Origin of the sequence: Sphingomonas sp. (assembly GCF_019635515.1) — a bacterium.
GTDB lineage: Bacteria > Pseudomonadota > Alphaproteobacteria > Sphingomonadales > Sphingomonadaceae > Sphingomonas.
Map to the genome: position 1 here is coordinate 933,872 of NZ_JAHBZI010000001.1, position 17,943 is coordinate 951,814.

The following is a 17,943-nucleotide window of genomic DNA, read 5'->3' on the forward strand; positions in this document are numbered from 1 at the left end:
CCCAGAATCCGGGCGCGGTATTCCCGCCACCTGAACAGGGTGGAGGAGTGGTGGCAAGCATGAACGGTGTGAAGGCGTTGGCGTGGTCGGCGCGCTTGTGGTTCGCGGTGGCGCTGGCGGGGCAGGCGGCCTTCGCTCTCTACGTCATCGCCTTTTACGGGCGCGCGGCGGCGGCCGGCAATTACGCGAAGTGGAACGAGGTGCTGGTCGGCGGCTTCATTCCCGGCGGACTTATCGGCAATCTGATCCTGGGCGCGCATCTGTTGCTGGCGGTGACGATCACGCTGGGCGGCCCGCTGCAATTGATTCCCGCGATCCGCGCTCGCGTGCCGGCATTCCATCGCTGGAACGGGCGCATCTATCTGCTTACCGCGCTGGTGATGAGCGTCGGCGGCGCGTTCATGGTGTGGACGCGCGGCACGGCGGGCGGCGATGCGATGCGGATCGGCATCACGATCAACGGCGTGCTGATCGTCGCGGCCGCGTGGATCGCGTGGCGCCACGCGCGGGGCAAGAGGTTTGCCGAGCATCGGCGCTGGGCGCTGCGCGCGTTCCTTCTGGTCAATGGCGTATGGTGCTTCCGCGTCGGGCTGATGCTGTGGATCCTCGTCAATCAGGGGCCGGTCGGTATCGGTTCGGATTTCGACGGGCCGTTCGTCCGCGTCTGGGCCTTTGGCTGCTATCTGCTGCCGCTGGCGATCCTCGAGCTCTATCTGCGGCCGCGCGCCGGATGGGGAACGGCTTTGCTGCTCTTCCTGGTCACGCTGGCGATGGGGGTCGGGATCGTCGGCGCGGTGATGGGCATGTGGCTGCCACGCTTTGGCGGATGAGACCCCTCCCGCTCGGGCGCGCGGATCGCTACATGGGTGCCATGTTCGATTTCACCGTTACCGCCGCATCCGGATCCGAGCTCTACCGCGATCTCGCCGCCGCGCTCGATTCGCTGACCGCCGATGAGCCCGACGCCATCGCCAACATGGCCAATGTCTCGGCGCTGATCTGGCAATATCTGCCCGATCTCAACTGGGCGGGGTTCTACCGCAATGTCGGCGGTGAACTGGTGCTCGGGCCGTTTCAGGGCAAGGCGGCGTGCATCCGCATCCCGTTCGGCAAGGGCGTGTGCGGCGCGGCGGCGGCGACGCTGGAAACGCAGCTGGTCGAGGATGTGTACGCTTTCCCCGGACACATCGCCTGCGACGCGGCGAGCCGCTCCGAGCTGGTCGTGCCGATCGTCCATCAGGGCGAATTGCTTGGCGTGCTGGATCTCGACAGCCCCTTGCCCCGACGCTTCGATGCCGGGGACGCCGCGGGGTGCGAAGCGCTGGTGCGGATATTGGCGCCGCGGATCGTTCCTGCCTGACCCGGATCGGGACTGCGTTAACCAGCAATCGGAATCGCTGTCGCGGAGCGGACGCGGTAATCTTTCGTCAACCATGAGAGCGGGGCTGCTCGGCCCAAACGCGCTTAGGGGCGAAGGAGTTTTTGCGATGCGTATCCTGATGATGGCAGCCATTTCGGCGGCGGCGCTTGGCGCCGCGGCGCCGGCTGCGGCCCAGGTCTATGCGCCAGGCCCGGTCTATCAATCGGCCCCGATCCCCGCGCCCGGCGGTGCCGTTTACGGCCAGCCCGGCCCGCAATATGGCGCCCCGCCGCCCTTCGTGCAGCAGCAGCTTCCACAGGCGCAGGCACAGGTGCCGACGGCGGGCCCGCGCATATGGCAGAATGGCCGCTGGATGGCGCTGCCGCCGAGCCACAACATCGCCCGGCAGAACGACCCGAGCCGTTGGGGCTATGAGATTCAGGGCCAATGGTATGGCGGTGTGCAGGCACCAGGCGGCTGGGGCGCCTATCGCCGCCTCGGTCGTGGGCACCCTATGCCGCAATATTGGCTGAACGGCTCGTTCGGCATCCCCGATTATCTGAGCTACGGCCTTGCCGCTCCGCCGCGCGGCTATCGCTGGATCCGCTATTATGACGATGCCGTGCTGATCGATGATCGCGGCGACGTGTGGGATTCGGTCGGCGGTATCGCCTGGGCGGGCGCCGGTGCGTCCTCCTATGGCAGCCATTCGAACTCGAGCAGCTACAGCTATTCGAGCAGCGGCGCGGCGATCCAGCCGGTCGATCCCAATGCCTATTACGCGCAGCAGCAATACCCGGGGGGGTATGCTCCGCCGGTGGCGTACGCGCCGCCGGCGGCGCAGTATGGCTATGGCAATGGCGGTACCGCCAGCTACGGCGCGGGCTATCAGCAGGGCGGCTATTATTACGGCGCGCCCGGCACCACGAGCTATTCGACGATCACGATCATCCCGACCACGACCACAACAACGGTCGTCGAGGAAGATATCATCGAGGAATCGGTGGTGACCACCAGCTATGTCCGCGCCGCGCCGCGCCGCGTGGTCCGCCGTGCGCCGGTCCGCCACCGCGCCAAGCCGCGCACCGTCTGCTGCCAGTGCCGCTGCCGCTAGCGCGTTTTTAACAGACGCATCAGCTTAGGCGATCGATCGCCTCGACATCGAGCGAGCCGGGGATGATCATCACTGGCACGCTCAGCGCGCCGGCATCTGCACCCGAGAAATGCGAGACCAGCGGCCCCGGCGGGCCGCTGGCGGCCGCCCCGATCACTAAGGCCGCGATCTCGCGATTGGCCGATATCATCTCGCGGACCACTGCCGGCCCATCGCCGTCGCGCAGCGTGATCGAGGGCGTGATCCCCGATTCGGTGAGCAAGGTGCCGGCGGCGCGCGCGACCAGCGCCTCGGCGCGCTGGCGCGCTTCTTCCTCGATCGTCGCCATCACCCCGCCCCAGGCGACGAATTCCTGCGGCGGGATCAATGCCAGAATCTCGACATTGCCGCCGGTTTTGACCGCGCGCCGAGCCGCGAAACGCAGCGCGATCTCGGCTTCGGGGCTCTCGTCGATCACCACCAGATAGGTGCGCATGGATAAATTCCTCTCCCGGCGCTTTTAGGTGCCGTGCGATTGCCTTTGGCGCAAGCGGCCTTGACCCTGCGGCGGGGCGGCGCAAAGAGGGCGCAACCTTGATCCAGGCGCGTAACGACGGGAAGCCCAATGGGAATCGAAATCAAGATGCCGGCCCTTTCTCCCACGATGGAGGAGGGCACACTTGCGAAGTGGCTGGTCAAGGAAGGCGATACGGTGAAGTCCGGCGACCTGCTTGCCGAGATCGAGACCGACAAGGCGACGATGGAATTCGAAGCCGTCGACGAAGGCGTGATCGGCAAGATCACCGTCGCCGAAGGCACTGACAATGTGAAGGTCGGCACCGTCATCGCGGTGATGGCGGGTGAGGATGGCGAAGCGACGCCCGCACCGGCCCCCGCCAAGGCCGAAGCCACGCCCGCGCCCGCCGCCAAGGTCGAGGAAGCGCCCAAGGCCGAGGCTCCCAGGCCCGCCGCCGCGCCCGCGGCCAGGGCCGAAGGCGACCGCATCAAGGCGAGCCCGCTCGCCAGGCGACTCGCCGCCGAAAAGGGCCTCGACCTCTCCAGCGTGACCGGCTCGGGCCCGAACGGCCGCATCGTCAAGGCCGACCTTGAGGGCGCCAAGCCCGGCGCGGCCCCTGCCGCCAAGGCCGAAGCGCCGGCAGGCGCACCCGCCGCCGCTGCGGCACCCGCCGAAGCCAAGGCCGTCTGGTACGATGAGTCGATCCCGCACGAAGAAGAGAAGCTCTCAAACATCCGCAAGACGATCGCGCGCCGCCTCACCGAATCGAAGCAGACCGTCCCACATATCTACCTCACCGTCGATATCCGCCTCGATGCGCTGCTCAAGCTGCGCTCGGACCTCAACAAGGCGCTCGAAGGGCGGGGCGTGAAGCTGTCGGTCAACGACCTGCTGATCAAGGCGCTCGGCGTCGCGCTGATCCAGACGCCCAAGTGCAATGTCACCTACACCGGCGACAAGCTGATCAAGTACAGCCGCGCCGATGTGTCGGTCGCTGTCTCGACCCCCACCGGGCTGATCACGCCGATCATCCGCGACGCGGCGGGGGTCAGCGTCTCCTCGATCTCGACGCAGATGAAGGATCTCGCCGGCCGCGCCAAGGAAGGCAAGCTGAAGCCCGAGGAATATCAGGGCGGCACTGCGTCGCTTTCGAACATGGGCATGTTCGGCATCAAGCAGTTCGAAGCGGTGATCAATCCGCCGCAGGGCATGATTATGGCGATCGGCGCGGGCGAGAAGCGCCCCTATATCATCGACGATGCGCTGGGCGTGGCGACGGTGATGTCGGCGACCGGCAGCTTCGATCACCGCGCGATCGACGGCGCCGACGGCGCCGAGCTGATGAAGGTCTTCAAGGAGCTGGTCGAAGCCCCGATGGGCATGATCGCCTGATAGACGGAGCCGGGCATGCGCGTCCTGATCGAAGTGCTGCACATCGTCGTCGGGCTGCTCGCGGCGCTGCTGATCGCGGCGCTGGCGTCCTGGTCGTACCCGCTCGCCAGGCAGGATATCTGGTTGGTCACCTATGTCGCGATGGCGGCGGTGGTGGGGATGGGCATCGGGCCGATGCGCCGTGCTTATGCCAAGGACAAAGCCGGGTTCGACGGTGCGCCCGCCGATGGCTGATGGCCGCCCGGAAACCCAGCCCGCGATCCGCGTCAGCGCGATGCCGGCCGATGCCAACGCCTATGGCGACATTTTCGGCGGCTGGCTGATCGGACAGATGGATCTGGCGGCGGGTCTCGTCGCCTCGCGCAAGTCGAAGGGGCGCGCGGTCACCATCGCGATGGACGGCATGCAATTCCACGCGCCCGTCCATGTCGGCGATGAGGTTTCGGTCTATGCCCATATCGTCAGGGTCGGCCGCTCCTCGATGCTGATCGCTGTCGAGGCCTGGCGCCGCGACCGCAATGGTGAGGATGTGCAAAAGGTGACCGAGGCGAGCTTCACCTTCGTCGCGATCGATGAAAACAGGAAACCCCGTCCCGTAGAGGCGGCGTAAGAAGGAAATGTCCGTGGCTGAAACCTACGATCTCATCGTCCTCGGCTCCGGGCCGGGCGGCTATGTCGCGGCGATCCGCGCGGCGCAGCTCGGCATGAAGACCGCGATCGTCGAGCGCGAGAATCTCGGCGGCATCTGCCTCAACTGGGGCTGTATCCCGACCAAGGCGCTGCTGCGCTCGGCCGAGATCTTCCATTACATGCAGCACGCCAAGGACTACGGGCTCGCCGCCGAAAAGATCAGCGCGGACCTGGAGGCGGTCGTCAAGCGCTCGCGCGGCGTCGCCAAGCAGCTCAATCAGGGCGTCACGCACCTGATGAAGAAGAACAAGATCACGGTCCACATGGGCACCGGCAAGCTCACCGGCAAAGGCAAGCTGAGCGTCACCGACAAGGACGGCAAGGCGAACGAGCTGACCGCCAAGAACATCATCCTCGCCACCGGCGCCCGCGCCCGCGACCTGCCCAATCTGCCCGCCGACGGCAAGCGCGTCTGGACCTATCGCCATGCGATGACTCCGGCCGAGATGCCGGGCAAGCTGCTGGTGATCGGATCGGGCGCGATCGGGATCGAGTTCGCGTCCTTTTATAACGACATGGGCGCGGACGTGACCGTTGTCGAGATGATGGACCGGATCGTCCCCGTCGAGGATGCCGATGTCTCCGCCTTCCTCGAAAAGTCGCTGACCAAGCAGGGCATGAAGATCAAGACGAGCGCGAAGATCGACAAGATCGAAGCCGGCGCGTCGGGCGTGAAGGCCAGCATCTCCGGCAAGGATGGCAAGGCCGAGACCACCGAGTTCAGCCATGTGATCGTCGCGATCGGCATCCTGCCCAATACCGAGGATCTCGGGCTCAAGGAACTGGGCGTGAAGGTCAATGACCGCGGCTTCCTCGAGACCGGTCCGGACTGCAAGACCAATGTCGATGGCCTCTACGCCATCGGCGACATCATCGCGCCGCCCTGGCTCGCGCACAAGGCCAGCCATGAAGGCGTCATCGCGGTCGAGGCGATTGCCGGCAACCATCCGCATGCGATGGATCCGCGCAACATCCCGGGCTGCACCTATTGCCACCCGCAGATCGCCAGCGTCGGATTGACCGAAGCCAAGGCCAAGGAGGCTGGTTACGAGGTCAAGGTCGGCAGCTTCCCCTTCATCGGCAACGGCAAGGCGATCGCGCTGGGCGAAGCGGAAGGCTTCATCAAGACGGTGTTCGACGGCAAGACCGGCGAGCTGCTCGGCGCGCACATGATCGGCGCCGAAGTGACCGAGCTGATCCAGGGCTACACCATCGGCAAGACGCTCGAGACCACCGAGGCAGAACTGATGGAAACGGTGTTCCCCCACCCGACGCTCTCCGAGATGATGCACGAGAGCGTGCTCGGGGCTTATGGGAAGGCACTGCATATCTGAGGAGAGCGCCCGTGACCGACCTGCGCGTAAGCTTCCCCACGCCCTGCGACGAGAAATGGGAGGCGATGAAGCCCTCTGGCTGCAACCGGGTCTGCGCGCGATGCGACAAGGTCATCCACGATCTGTCACAATACGAACTGGAGGAAGCCGAGGCGTTGCTCCGCCGCGCTCCGGACAGCTGCGTTCGTGCGCGTATCGATGCGGATGGTGTGGTCGCAGTGAAGCGCGGAGGCGGCATGCGGCGGATGGTGATTGCTGCCGGCGCCTCGGCAGGCCTGCTCGCAAGCCAGCCTGCATTGGCAGGGCAGGATCGCCCCAAGGGTGCGATTTCGGGCGACGTGATGACATATGGCTTTCGCACCAAGGTCACGGCCACAGACACGAGCGGCAATTCGTACCGCACGACATCGAAAGCCAACGGCAAATACAAGCTCAAGCACCTGCCCGCCGGCACCTACACGCTGACCTTCGTTCCCGATTGCGGGGATAGCTGGACGGTCGAAAACGTGATTGTCGCGAGCAGCGAGATCGCGGCGCCGAAGAGCCCTGACGAGAGCGGATGCATCATCGTCGGCAAGATGCTGATCGACGGCGGCGCGCCCGATCCCAAGCGCGTTTAGCTTCGGTGCAGGCCGGTCTGGATCTCGCGGAACGTCCGGCGCGCGGTACGGGTTGAGTCGCCATGCCCGCCAAGGATGATCACGACGCCGTCTACCGCGCCTTTCACGATGCGGTGAACATGGCGCCCGCCGAGATCGAGGATTGGCTCGATACCGAGGAGAGCAGACAGGTCGGCTTCAAGCGGCCGGGCGCAACCGAGAGCGTCGGCCACGCCTCGGGCCGGCGGATCGTCCAGATATTGCGGACCCGGAAGGCCGAGCTAGACGGCGGCGACTATGCGCACATGCGCAAGGTGGTCGGCTTCGTGAAGCGGCATTGCGGGCAGGGGCCGCATGACGAGTTCCGCGTTCCCACCTCACGCTGGCGCTACTCGCTGATGAACTGGGGGCATGACCCGCTCAAATGACTGATCCAGATTAGCTCGCTGATTTTATTGTGTTTCCGGACAGTCCTCGCCGGAACGGTGCCCTCGATATGGCGTTGGGCCACGATCAGAGGAGATATCTGCATGCATAGGAACCTGATCGCTCTCGGTCTTGCCCCCGCCCTCGCGCTCGGTGCCTGCGGCGGCGACAAGACCAACAATACCGTCACCACCATGGAAAGCCCGGTGCCCATGGAAAATATGGACATGGACAATGCGATGGTGACGGGCGAGGCGGCCTCGCCCGGCCAGGCATTCGCCAACACCGCCGGCGCCAGCGACTGGTACGAAGTCGAGGCCGGCAAGCTCGCCAAGGAAAAGGCCACCAGCCAGGCGCTCAAGGATTTCGGAGCGATGATGGAGAAGGCCCACACCGAATCGACCGCCAAGCTCAAGGCCGCGGCGGCCAAGGCCAATCCGGCGATCACGCCCAACCCCGCGCTCAACGCCGAGCAGGAAGCCAATCTCGCGACACTGCGCGATGCGACCGGCGCGGACTTCGACACCGCCTACAAGTCGCAGCAGGTCGTGGCGCACGAGAAGGCGCTGGCGGCGATGAAGGATTATGCGGCGAACGGCGACGTTCCCGAACTCAAGGCGTTCGCATCGAACACCGTCAAGGTCGTCCAGATGCACCTCGACAGGATCAAGGGCATGTAGGCTCCGGATCACGTCCGAAGGAAAAGGCCGCGCTCCCGGTGAGGGAACGCGGCCTTTCTTTATCGGCTAGAGCGTCTGGCTCAGGCCGCGTGTTCGTTGGCCGCTGTCGGATAGGGCGGCGTGACCTCCACCGGGCGCGGGCCGGCGGCGGGAGCAGCCGGCGCGGCCTGCTGCTGTTGCTGGATCGTGCTCATATGCTTGAGACGCCCGTCGATATGGCCGCCATTCTCGATGGTGATGTTCTCATATTCGACATCGCCGCTGATCTTCGCTGAACGCTCGACGGTCAGGTTGCGAACGCGGACGGTGCCTTCGACCGCACCGGCGATGCGGGCGACCTCGGCGGTGACGCTGCCGAAGATCTGGCTCTCGGCGCCCTGCGCCAAGCTGCCGCAATTGACATCGCCTTCGACGCGGCCGTCGATGTGGAGATCCGAGCTTGCCGTCACATTGCCGGTGACGATCACGTCGGGCCCGAGCACCGAGAACATGCCGCGCTTGGCGCCGCCCGTCTGGGCCGGCGGAGCCGGCGGCGGCATTGCCGGACGCTCGTCACGACCGCGGCCACGATTACTATTGAACATTACGCTGCTCCCCAAGACCCGGATTCGGAGTTCCCTCCCACTCGATTAGCATAGCTTGCACGGGGGTGCAGAGGCCAGATTTCTTCGAGCCGTTCCATAGAGGGATTATCGTTGGCCGCCGCGAGCACCGAACCGCGCATCGAAACCCAGGCGATTGCGGGGATCGTTGCGCAGGCGAAAGCGCCGATAAGCGGGTTCGCCGCGATGGCGGTCAGCATCGCCAGCGCGCCGCCGAGTACGGCCAGCGCTGGCAGGCATGCGCCCGAATCGGACTGAACGCGGCGAATCACCAGCAATGCGGGCACCAGCAAAGCTGCCGCGCCGATCGTTGGAATTGAAAGCGTGAGGATGGATGCGGGCAGGGCGACACCCACCCAGCCTGATGCTCCCGCCGGTGTCACGCGCGTCCGCGCCACATGCCAGGCGAGCATCCCGGCGCACCCGGCTAGCAATAGCCCGAGCCCGCCCCAGCCGAACAGCGGCGTCACACCCGGCAGCGCCGGCCCGGCCAGCCCGAACGCGAGCGTAGCCGCCGCCGCGCCCAGCGCGGTGAGCGGTCTTTGCCAGCGGCCAAGCGGGTTGCGCACGATCATCCGCGCAGCCTAGCGGAGGAGGCGTTGACGCATCCTTATCCGGGCGGGAGATTCTCCGGGGAGGGGCGGTTGACCATATCGGGCCTCGCCGCTATAGGCGCCACCGTCTCGAAGCGTGCCGGCTATGGCCGTGGCCGCATCGCGACAAGAGCTGAACGTTGCTGGAAACGCAATGGCCCGGGGGGTCAAGGACACCCGGGGCCTTTTCGTATTCTCTCTTGTTCCAGCAAAGTAACCTCCGGATTTTCCGGGCAACATAAGGTGAAGGGCTTTCATGCCGACGATTAACCAGCTGGTCCGCAAGGGCCGCGAACCGCAGAAGGCCAAGAGCAAGGTCCCTGCGATGGAGCAGAACCCGCAGAAGCGTGGCGTTTGCACGCGCGTCTATACGACGACTCCGAAGAAGCCGAACTCGGCGCTCCGCAAGGTTGCCAAGGTTCGCCTGACCAACCAGCGCGAAGTCATCAGCTATATCCCGGGCGAAGGTCACAACCTTCAGGAGCACTCGGTGGTGCTGATCCGCGGCGGCCGCGTTCGCGATCTTCCCGGCGTTCGCTATCACGTCCTGCGCGGCGTTCTCGATACCCAGGGTGTCAAGGACCGCAAGCAGTCGCGTTCGAAGTACGGCGCCAAGCGTCCCAAATAAGCCAAAGTAAGCCCCGGACGGGTTCCGGATCGGCTGAAGTTTAGAAGGAAATTCAAGATGGCACGTCGTCGTCGTCCCGAGAAGCGGGAAATCCTGCCTGATCCCGTTTATGGTGATGAGGTTCTCTCCAAGTTCATGAATTCGGTGATGCTGGACGGCAAGAAGTCCGTCGCCGAGAACATCGTCTATTCGGCGCTCGAAACCGTCGAGCAGCGCGCCAAGCGCGAGCCGATCGGCGTGTTCCATGATGCGCTGAACAACATCAAGCCAGGCATCGAAGTCCGCTCGCGCCGCGTCGGCGGTGCGACCTATCAGGTTCCGGTCGAAGTGCGCCCCGAGCGCGCCCAGGCGCTGGCGATCCGCTGGCTGATCTCGTCCGCGCGCAACCGCAGCGAGCACACCATGTCGGCCCGTCTGTCGGGTGAACTGCTCGACGCCGCCAACAATCGCGGCAACGCGGTGAAGAAGCGCGAAGACACGCACCGCATGGCGGAAGCGAACCGCGCGTTCAGCCACTACCGCTGGTAAAAAACATAACTACATTCTGGGGAGCCGGAACGTCCGGCTCTCCAAATCCTTAAGGAACCACGATCATGGCCCGCAGCCATCCGCTCGACCGCTATCGTAACATCGGCATCATGGCGCACATCGACGCCGGCAAGACGACGACGACCGAGCGCATCCTCTATTACACCGGCAAGTCCTACAAGATCGGCGAAGTGCATGAAGGCACCGCGACGATGGACTGGATGGAGCAGGAGCAGGAGCGCGGGATCACGATCACCTCCGCCGCGACGACGTGCAAGTGGCGCGCCGCCGAGGGCAAGGGCGAAGAGCACCTGATCAACATCATCGACACGCCCGGCCACGTCGACTTCACGATCGAAGTCGAGCGCAGCCTGCGCGTGCTCGACGGCGCGGTGACCTGCTTCGACGGCGTCGCTGGCGTCGAGCCGCAGTCGGAGACGGTGTGGCGTCAGGCCGACAAGTATCGCGTGCCGCGCATGTGCTACGTCAACAAGCTCGACCGTACCGGCGCGAGCTTTGAGCGTTGTGTGCAGATGATCAAGGATCGCCTGGGCGCGCGTCCGGCCGTGCTGTATCTTCCGATCGGTCTCGAGAGCCAGTTTATCGGCCTGGTCGACCTGGTCGAGAACCGCGCGATCGTGTGGCTCGACGAGTCGCTCGGCGCGAAGTTCGAATATCGCGAGATTCCGGACGACATGAAGGACGCGGCCGCCGCTGCCCGCAGCGAGCTGATCGAGATCGCCGTCGAGCAGGACGACGCGGCGATGGAGGCCTATCTCGAAGGCAACGAGCCCGACGTCCCCACGCTCAAGAAGCTGATCCGCAAGGGCACGCTGGCGTTCGATTTCGTGCCGGTGCTGTGCGGTTCGTCGTTCAAGAACAAGGGCGTCCAGCCGCTGCTCGACGCGGTGGTCGACTATCTGCCGTCGCCGCTCGACATTCCCGACGTGCAGGGCGTCAAGCTCGACGGCGAGACCCCGGATTCGCGCCCGCCGGCCGATGACGCGCCGATGTCGCTGCTTGCGTTCAAGATCATGAACGACCCGTTCGTCGGCTCGCTGACCTTCGCGCGCATCTATTCGGGCACGCTGACCAAGGGCAGCTACCTGAATTCGGTGAAGGACAAGAAGGAGAAGATCGGCCGCATGCTCCTGATGCACGCGAACTCGCGTGAGGACATCGAGGAAGCGCGCGCCGGCGATATCGTCGCGATCGCGGGTCTGAAGGAAACGACGACCGGCGACACGCTGTGCGACGCGTCCGCGCCGATCATCCTCGAGCGGATGGAATTCCCCGAGCCGGTGATCGAGCTGTCGGTGGAGCCGAAGACCAAGGCCGATCAGGAGAAGATGGGCATCGCGCTCAACCGCCTGGCCGCCGAGGATCCCTCGTTCCGCGTCTCGACCGATCACGAATCGGGCCAGACCATCATCAAGGGCATGGGCGAGCTTCACCTCGAGATCCTGGTCGACCGCATGAAGCGCGAGTTCAAGGTCGAGGCGAATGTCGGCGCGCCGCAGGTCGCCTATCGCGAGTATCTGAAGAAGCCGGTCGACATCGACTACACCCACAAGAAGCAGTCGGGCGGCACCGGCCAGTTCGGCCGTATCAAGGTCAAGCTGACCCCGGGTGAGCGCGGCGCGGGCATCATCTTCAAGGATGAGATCAAGGGCGGTAACATTCCCAAGGAATATATCCCCGCGATCGAGAAGGGCATGCGCGAGACGGCGGCTACCGGTTCGCTGGTCGGCTTCCCGATCATCGACTTCGAGATCCTGCTCTATGACGGCGCGTACCACGACGTCGACTCGTCGGCGCTGGCGTTCGAAATCACGGGCCGTGCCGCGATGCGCGAGGCTGCCCAGAAGTCGGGCATCACGCTCCTCGAGCCGGTCATGAAGGTCGAAGTCGTCACCCCGGAGGATTATCTGGGCGATGTCATCGGCGACATGAACAGCCGCCGTGGCCAGATCCAGGGCACCGACAGCCGCGGCAACGCGCAGACGGTCGAGGCGATGGTCCCGCTGGCCAACATGTTCGGCTATGTGAACTCGCTGCGCTCGTTCACCCAGGGCCGCGCGAGCTACTCGATGCAGTTCTCGCACTATGACGAAGTGCCGCAGAACGTCGCAGATGAAGTGAAGGCGAAGCTGGCCTAAGGGCTGGCGCTAGAGGAAATAGGTCGCTAAGGGGCCGCGTTCGCGTGGCGCCCTGACCGGCCGCGAAATTGAATTCAGAAGGTAGGAAACCAATGGCCAAGGCAAAATTTGAGCGGAACAAGCCGCACCTCAACATCGGCACCATCGGTCACGTCGACCACGGCAAGACCTCGCTGACCGCCGCGATCACCAAGATCCTGGCCGAGAACGTCGCGGGCAACGCGGCCGTTGACTTCGCCAACATCGACAAGGCTCCGGAAGAGCGCGAGCGCGGTATCACCATCTCGACCGCGCACGTCGAGTATGAGACCGACAAGCGTCACTATGCGCACGTCGATTGCCCCGGCCACGCCGACTATGTGAAGAACATGATCACCGGCGCGGCCCAGATGGACGGCGCGATCCTCGTCGTTGCCGCCACCGACGGCCCGATGCCGCAGACCAAGGAGCACATCCTGCTCGCCCGTCAGGTCGGCGTGCCGACGATGGTCGTCTTCCTCAACAAGGTCGATCTGGTCGACGACGAGGAAATCCTCGAGCTGGTCGAGATGGAAATCCGTGAAGAGCTCAGCAAGCGCGAGTTCGACGGCGACAATATTCCGATCATCCGTGGTTCGGCGACCGCCGCGCTCTCGGGCAGCGACGACAAGCTCGGCAAGGACGCGATCCTCGCCCTCATGGCCGCCGTCGACGAGTCGATCCCCCAGCCGGAGCGTCCGCTCGACAAGCCGTTCATGATGCCGATCGAAGATGTGTTCTCGATCTCGGGCCGCGGCACGGTCGTCACCGGCCGCGTCGAGACCGGCATCGTCAAGGTTGGCGAGGAAGTCGAGATCGTCGGCATCCAGGAAGCCGTCCGCAAGACCACCGTCACCGGCGTCGAGATGTTCCGCAAGCTGCTCGATCAGGGTGAAGCCGGCGACAATATCGGCGCGCTGATCCGCGGCGTCGGCCGTGAAGAGGTCGAGCGTGGCCAGGTTCTCGCCAAGCCGGGTTCGATCAAGCCGCACACCGATTTCAAGTCGTCGGTCTATGTGCTGTCGAAGGACGAGGGCGGCCGTCACACGCCGTTCTTCGCGAACTATCGTCCGCAGTTCTACTTCCGCACCACCGACGTGACCGGCACCATCCAGCTGCCCGAGGGCACCGAGATGGTCATGCCGGGCGACGAAGTCGCGCTGGGCGTCACGCTCATCGCGCCGATCGCCATGGACGTCGGCCAGCGCTTCACGATCCGCGAAGGCGGCCGCACCGTGGGTGCCGGCGTCGTCGCCGAGATCTCGAAGTAAGCTTCACCCTTTAGGGTTGAGTTCGAAGGCCCGGTCTCCCGCAGGGGAGGCCGGGCTTTTCGTTTGCCTGGCACGCGCCACGCGAGAGCGTTTGACTCTTAAATCTACATATGTTGTATATTGCGCCATGCCCCGTGACCGTCAGCCCTCGAAGCAGATGCGACTGGTTCTCGCCGCGCTGTCCGCGCAGGCGCGGCAATGGCGGCACGGCTATGACCTGATGAAGGAAACCGGCCTGCTGTCGGGTACGCTCTATCCGCTGTTGATGCGGATGACCGACAACGGGGTGGTGGAAGCCGAATGGCGCGAGCCGGTGCAGCCCGGACGTCCGGCACGGCACGCCTACCGCCTGACCGCGAAGGGGTTGGCGCTCGCGCTGGAGCTGGAGAAAGTTGATCCGCTTCCGGCCGCGAAGGCGTCGCTCGCGTGACCGTGCTTCTGTCCCGCGCCTTGATGGTCATGGCGGTCCGCTGCCTCGGCGAGCACCGGCGCGAATGGGGCCTGGCGATGGAGGCCGAGTTCGACGCGGCGTGGCGCGATGGACAGCCGCTGCGCTTCGCGATCGGGTGTCTGCTGGGTGCGTTGCGCGAACTGCCGCATCATGAATCCGGCCGGTTCGCGCTTTGGAGCCATGCGCTCGCATTGGGGCTGATGGTGCCGATCGCCACCGGACTGATCTTCGGCGTGCTGTTTGATTTCCCCTATTCCTATCTGATGCAGATGCAGGCGATGAGCCTGCCGAAGGGCAATGGCGATGCCGCCATGTTCCTGCACGAGGCCAATCGTGCGGCGTTGCCTTCGCTGGCGCTCCTGATCGTCTTCCTGGGCGTGGGCCACCTCCGCATCGCCTGGGACATGCTGGAACGCGATTGGGCGCGGGTGGCGGTGGCGGCGCGGGCCAATGCGGCGATCACCGCGACGCTGGCGGTGTTCACCGGACTGGTTTTCTCCAGCACCCTGCCGGTTCTTATCCAGGTGACGGCGTTGGCGGTCGAACTGACGGTGATCGGGTTGATGGCGCGCTGGGCCAGTCGCCTTGCATGATCGGCCGGGAGTCCTCGGGGCTTGCGGCCTGCGCGCTTGGAATCATGGCGGCGGTGCTGGTCGCCGGCCATGATTCACCGCCGCCGCCGCCCGGGGCGCTGTTGCTTGGCGCGCTTCCGGTGCAAGGCAGCCTGACCGATGCGTTGCGCGCCGGCTTTACCTATTGCGTGAACACGACCGCCAACAGGCTGCGCTGCCGCAAGGAGGACGTGACGCTGATGGGGCAGGGGCCATATGGGGCCGCCGTCGATCTGCGCGGGGGCGACGGCCGTGGCGGCTTCCGCCAGCTGACGCTTTGGAGCAATGACGATCAGGAAGCGGTCTGGACGATCGGCAAGCTGCTCAAGCGGAATGGCTGGTCGCTGTGCCGTACCGGCCCCAGCGAGTTTCGTGGCGACCAGGAAATCTACACCCGCGCCGGGTCGCCGGTCCGTTTCTCGATCGATATCAGCTATTGGGGCAAGCGCCGGGTGCGGGTTCTGCCCGAGCAGGGCCAGCCGACCGGCTATTGCTGGTCGCGATGAGGCGCGCGAAAAAATCCGGGCCGCGGGGTTGATTCATTCCGGGCTTCCGAGTAGTGGCCCGCCTCCAGTTTGAGTTTTGAACAGCAAGAACCCTGTCCAACGGGGTCCGCTCTTTCGCATCGGTAGGAAACCATGGAAACGCAGAATATTCGCATTCGCCTGAAGGCTTTCGATCATCGCGTGCTTGATCAGGCTGCCGGCGACATCGCCGACACCGCGCGCCGCACCGGCGCTCTGATCCGTGGTCCGATCCCCCTGCCGACGCACATCGACAAGTTCACGGTCAACCGTGGTCCCCATATCGACAAGAAGAGCCGCGAGCAGTTCGAGACGCGCACCTACAAGCGTATGCTCGACATCGTTCAGCCGACTCCGCAGACCGTGGACGCGCTGATGAAGCTCGACCTCGCCGCCGGCGTCGATGTCGAGATCAAACTCGCCTAAAGGCGGTTTGCCGCTTCCGCACATGCGGGGGTGGACAGGGAAGCGCTGCTGACGTAAAGGCGCGCCTCCACACGAGATTCGCGTCTCCCCACAGGGGATTCGCGCGGTTCCTCGACAGGGTCGATCCCGACCCGATGCAAGGAACGGTGAGGGCGCCAAGCGCGCGCTGACCAGGAAACAGGGATACCGCCGGCCTCTTCGGAGTGTCCGGGTCTGCGTCCCCCGTCCTCCGCTTCGGCGGAGCCCAGCCCAGACGGGGGCTCGCATCATATTTGGGGCTGGAGCACGCACCCGGGGGAATGGTTCCGCGGGTGCCTCTGTATAGGAGCACAAGATCATGCGCACTGGCGTGATCGCGAAGAAGTTGGGGATGACCCGCCTGTTCCAGGACGACGGCCGCCACGTGCCGGTCACCGTTCTGGCTCTCGAAGGCGTTCAGGTCGTCTCCGTCCGCGAACAGGATCGCGACGGCTACACCGCCGTCCAGCTCGGCGCCGGCTCGGCGAAGAGCAAGAACGTCGCCAAGCCGCAGCGCGGCCATTTCGGCAAGGCCGAGGTCGAGCCCAAGGCGATCGTCCATGAATTCCGCGTCGATGCCGACGGCCTGCTCGAAGTGGGCGCCGAGATCTCGGCCGACCATTATGTCGCCGGCCAGTTCGTCGACATTCAGGGCCGTACCCAGGGTAAGGGTTTCGCCGGCGGCATGAAGCGTTGGGGCTTCGGCGGTCTGCGCGCCACCCACGGCGTCTCGGTCTCGCACCGCTCGCTCGGTTCGACCGGTCAGCGCCAGGATCCGGGCAAGGTCTTCAAGAACAAGAAGATGGCCGGTCACATGGGTGACAAGTTCCGCACCCAGCAGAATCTCGAGATCGTCGGCACCGACGTCGAGCGCGGCCTGATCTTCGTCAAGGGTTCGGTCCCTGGCTCGAAGGGCGGCTGGCTGTTCGTCAAGGACAGCGTCAAGGTTGCCCGTCACGCCGACGCGCCGTTCCCGGCTGGCCTCAAGGCTGCCGCCAACAACAACGACACCGCCCCCGCGGAGACTCCGGCCGAAGTGACCGAGGCTCCCGAGGCGACCGAAGGCCAGGAGGGCTGAACGTGAAGGTCAAGGTTCAAACCCTCGACGGCAAGGCGGCCAAGGGCGCCGAGCTCGAGCTCAACGACGCGATCTTCGCCGTTGAGCCGCGCGCGGACATCCTGCACCGCGTCGTCACCTGGCAGCTCGAAAAGCGCCGCGGCACCGCCCGGGGCACCCGCGAGCGTGCCGACGTCGCCCGCACCGGCAAGAAGTTCGGTCGCCAGAAGGGCGGCGGTACCGCCCGTCACGGCGATCGCCGCGCTCCGGTGTTCATCGGCGGCGGTAAGGCGCACGGCGCTCGCGTTCGCGACTTCAATCCGTCGCTGAACAAGAAGATCCGCGCGCTCGGCCTCAAGATGGCGTTGAGCACCCATGCCAAGGCCGGTTCGCTGGTCGTCATGGACAGCATCGCGATCGAGAACAACAAGACCAAGACGCTCGCGGGCAACCTCGAGAAGCTGAAGTACGGCAAGACGCTGGTCATCGATGGCGACGCCGTCGAGAACAGCTTCGCGCTCGCCGCGGGCAATTTGCACACGGTGAACGTCCTCCCGGCCATCGGCGCCAACGTCTATGACATCCTGAAGCACGACACGCTGGTCCTGACCCGCGCTGCCGTCGAGAAGCTGGAGGCGCGCTTCAATGGCTAAGAAGCAGGCAGCCGCGATCGACAACCGTCATTATGACGTGATTGTCGCGCCGCACATCACCGAGAAGTCGACCATGGTTTCGGAGCACAACGCGGTTGTGTTCCGGGTCGCTGGCGACGCCACCAAGCCAGAGATCAAGGCCGCCGTCGAGGCGCTGTTCTCGGTCAAGGTCACCGGCGTCAACACGATCGTCCAGAAGGGCAAGACCAAGAAGTGGAAGGGCAAGCCCTACACCCGGTCGGACATCAAGAAGGCAATCGTGACGCTCGCCGACGGCGACCAGATCGATGTGACCGCGGGGGTCAACTAAGTC

The 17,943-nt window shown here is 65.1% G+C and carries 24 protein-coding genes; 21 read left to right on the forward strand and 3 right to left on the reverse strand.

All coding sequences use genetic code 11. The features are described from left to right. Positions 1-59: 59 nt before the first annotated feature. The 3 genes from KF730_RS04660 to KF730_RS04670 all read left to right on the forward strand — a co-directional run bounded on the left by KF730_RS04660 (position 60) and on the right by KF730_RS04670 (position 2,474). The gene (locus tag KF730_RS04660; RefSeq protein WP_294092574.1) at positions 60-830 is read left to right on the forward strand and encodes a DUF2306 domain-containing protein; all 771 of its coding nucleotides are present in this window, start codon (positions 60-62) and stop codon (positions 828-830) included. Positions 831-871: 41 nt separating this feature from the next. Next, positions 872-1,360: a GAF domain-containing protein gene (locus tag KF730_RS04665; protein WP_294095709.1), complete on the forward strand. Its 489-nt coding sequence runs from the start codon at positions 872-874 to the stop codon at positions 1,358-1,360. 127 nt (positions 1,361-1,487) lie between these two features. Beyond that, the gene (locus KF730_RS04670) at positions 1,488-2,474 is read left to right on the forward strand and encodes an RcnB family protein (protein WP_294092575.1); all 987 of its coding nucleotides are present in this window, start codon (positions 1,488-1,490) and stop codon (positions 2,472-2,474) included. A gap of 19 nt (positions 2,475-2,493) precedes the next feature. Here KF730_RS04670 and KF730_RS04675 read toward each other — a convergent pair whose 3' ends face one another. Then, positions 2,494-2,949, reverse strand: a complete 456-nt coding sequence (locus KF730_RS04675; protein ID WP_294092576.1) for a universal stress protein — start codon at positions 2,947-2,949, stop codon at positions 2,494-2,496. Positions 2,950-3,078: 129 nt separating this feature from the next. Here KF730_RS04675 and KF730_RS04680 point away from each other — a divergent pair, with 129 nt between their 5' ends. The 7 genes from KF730_RS04680 (at position 3,079) to KF730_RS04710 (ending at position 8,091) form a co-directional block, all read left to right on the forward strand. Next, positions 3,079-4,362: a pyruvate dehydrogenase complex dihydrolipoamide acetyltransferase gene (locus KF730_RS04680; protein ID WP_294092577.1), complete on the forward strand. Its 1,284-nt coding sequence runs from the start codon at positions 3,079-3,081 to the stop codon at positions 4,360-4,362. A 15-nt stretch (positions 4,363-4,377) separates the two neighbouring features. Next, positions 4,378-4,596: a hypothetical protein gene (locus KF730_RS04685; protein WP_294092578.1), complete on the forward strand. Its 219-nt coding sequence runs from the start codon at positions 4,378-4,380 to the stop codon at positions 4,594-4,596. After that, positions 4,589-4,972 (forward strand): acyl-CoA thioesterase, encoded by a 384-nt coding sequence (locus tag KF730_RS04690; protein ID WP_294092579.1) that lies wholly within the window; start codon positions 4,589-4,591, stop codon positions 4,970-4,972. Before KF730_RS04685 ends, KF730_RS04690 begins: the two co-directional genes overlap by 8 nt. A 13-nt stretch (positions 4,973-4,985) precedes the next feature. Next, on the forward strand, positions 4,986-6,386 hold the full coding sequence (gene lpdA / locus KF730_RS04695; protein ID WP_294092580.1) for a dihydrolipoyl dehydrogenase: 1,401 nt from the start codon (positions 4,986-4,988) through the stop codon (positions 6,384-6,386). A gap of 11 nt (positions 6,387-6,397) precedes the next feature. Continuing rightward, a complete protein-coding gene (locus KF730_RS04700; protein ID WP_294092581.1) occupies positions 6,398-7,006 on the forward strand; it encodes a carboxypeptidase-like regulatory domain-containing protein in 609 nt (202 codons plus the stop codon). A gap of 62 nt (positions 7,007-7,068) precedes the next feature. Then, positions 7,069-7,413, forward strand: a complete 345-nt coding sequence (locus tag KF730_RS04705; protein WP_294092582.1) for a DUF3140 domain-containing protein — start codon at positions 7,069-7,071, stop codon at positions 7,411-7,413. Positions 7,414-7,515: 102 nt separating this feature from the next. Further along, on the forward strand, positions 7,516-8,091 hold the full coding sequence (locus KF730_RS04710; RefSeq protein WP_294092583.1) for a DUF4142 domain-containing protein: 576 nt from the start codon (positions 7,516-7,518) through the stop codon (positions 8,089-8,091). 80 nt (positions 8,092-8,171) lie between these two features. Here the strand turns inward: KF730_RS04710 and KF730_RS04715 are convergent, their stop codons facing one another. Further along, positions 8,172-8,675 (reverse strand): polymer-forming cytoskeletal protein, encoded by a 504-nt coding sequence (locus KF730_RS04715; RefSeq protein WP_294092584.1) that lies wholly within the window; start codon positions 8,673-8,675, stop codon positions 8,172-8,174. Then, on the reverse strand, positions 8,675-9,268 hold the full coding sequence (locus tag KF730_RS04720; RefSeq protein WP_294092585.1) for a hypothetical protein: 594 nt from the start codon (positions 9,266-9,268) through the stop codon (positions 8,675-8,677). The genes KF730_RS04715 and KF730_RS04720 overlap by 1 nt, the downstream gene beginning before the upstream one ends. A gap of 274 nt (positions 9,269-9,542) precedes the next feature. Here KF730_RS04720 and rpsL point away from each other — a divergent pair, with 274 nt between their 5' ends. The 11 genes from rpsL to KF730_RS04775 all read left to right on the forward strand — a co-directional run bounded on the left by rpsL (position 9,543) and on the right by KF730_RS04775 (position 17,940). Further along, complete coding sequence (rpsL, locus tag KF730_RS04725) at positions 9,543-9,914, forward strand: 30S ribosomal protein S12 (protein WP_019831557.1); 372 nt, start codon at positions 9,543-9,545, stop codon at positions 9,912-9,914. A gap of 57 nt (positions 9,915-9,971) precedes the next feature. After that, positions 9,972-10,442: a 30S ribosomal protein S7 gene (gene rpsG / locus KF730_RS04730; protein ID WP_294092586.1), complete on the forward strand. Its 471-nt coding sequence runs from the start codon at positions 9,972-9,974 to the stop codon at positions 10,440-10,442. 65 nt (positions 10,443-10,507) lie between these two features. Next, positions 10,508-12,601: an elongation factor G gene (fusA, locus tag KF730_RS04735; RefSeq protein ID WP_294092587.1), complete on the forward strand. Its 2,094-nt coding sequence runs from the start codon at positions 10,508-10,510 to the stop codon at positions 12,599-12,601. Between the two features lie 92 nt (positions 12,602-12,693). Then, entirely contained in the window at positions 12,694-13,890 is a 1,197-nt protein-coding gene (gene tuf, locus KF730_RS04740; protein WP_294092588.1) for an elongation factor Tu, read from the forward strand. 157 nt (positions 13,891-14,047) lie between these two features. Then, entirely contained in the window at positions 14,048-14,320 is a 273-nt protein-coding gene (locus tag KF730_RS04745) for a PadR family transcriptional regulator (RefSeq protein WP_294092589.1), read from the forward strand. Then, positions 14,317-14,934 carry a hypothetical protein gene (locus KF730_RS04750; protein ID WP_294092590.1) on the forward strand — a complete coding sequence of 206 codons (618 nt, stop codon included), beginning with the start codon at positions 14,317-14,319 and terminating at the stop codon, positions 14,932-14,934. The genes KF730_RS04745 and KF730_RS04750 overlap by 4 nt, the downstream gene beginning before the upstream one ends. Continuing rightward, complete coding sequence (locus KF730_RS04755; RefSeq protein WP_294092591.1) at positions 14,931-15,458, forward strand: hypothetical protein; 528 nt, start codon at positions 14,931-14,933, stop codon at positions 15,456-15,458. Before KF730_RS04750 ends, KF730_RS04755 begins: the two co-directional genes overlap by 4 nt. A gap of 132 nt (positions 15,459-15,590) precedes the next feature. Next, on the forward strand, positions 15,591-15,902 hold the full coding sequence (gene rpsJ / locus KF730_RS04760; RefSeq protein WP_010545719.1) for a 30S ribosomal protein S10: 312 nt from the start codon (positions 15,591-15,593) through the stop codon (positions 15,900-15,902). A 337-nt stretch (positions 15,903-16,239) separates the two neighbouring features. Beyond that, positions 16,240-16,998, forward strand: coding sequence for a 50S ribosomal protein L3 (gene rplC, locus KF730_RS04765; protein WP_294092593.1), 759 nt, complete (start codon positions 16,240-16,242; stop codon positions 16,996-16,998). Between the two features lie 2 nt (positions 16,999-17,000). After that, complete coding sequence (rplD, locus tag KF730_RS04770; RefSeq protein ID WP_294092594.1) at positions 17,001-17,630, forward strand: 50S ribosomal protein L4; 630 nt, start codon at positions 17,001-17,003, stop codon at positions 17,628-17,630. Next, positions 17,623-17,940, forward strand: a complete 318-nt coding sequence (locus tag KF730_RS04775; protein ID WP_066797112.1) for a 50S ribosomal protein L23 — start codon at positions 17,623-17,625, stop codon at positions 17,938-17,940. The genes rplD and KF730_RS04775 overlap by 8 nt, the downstream gene beginning before the upstream one ends. Positions 17,941-17,943 lie beyond the last annotated feature (3 nt).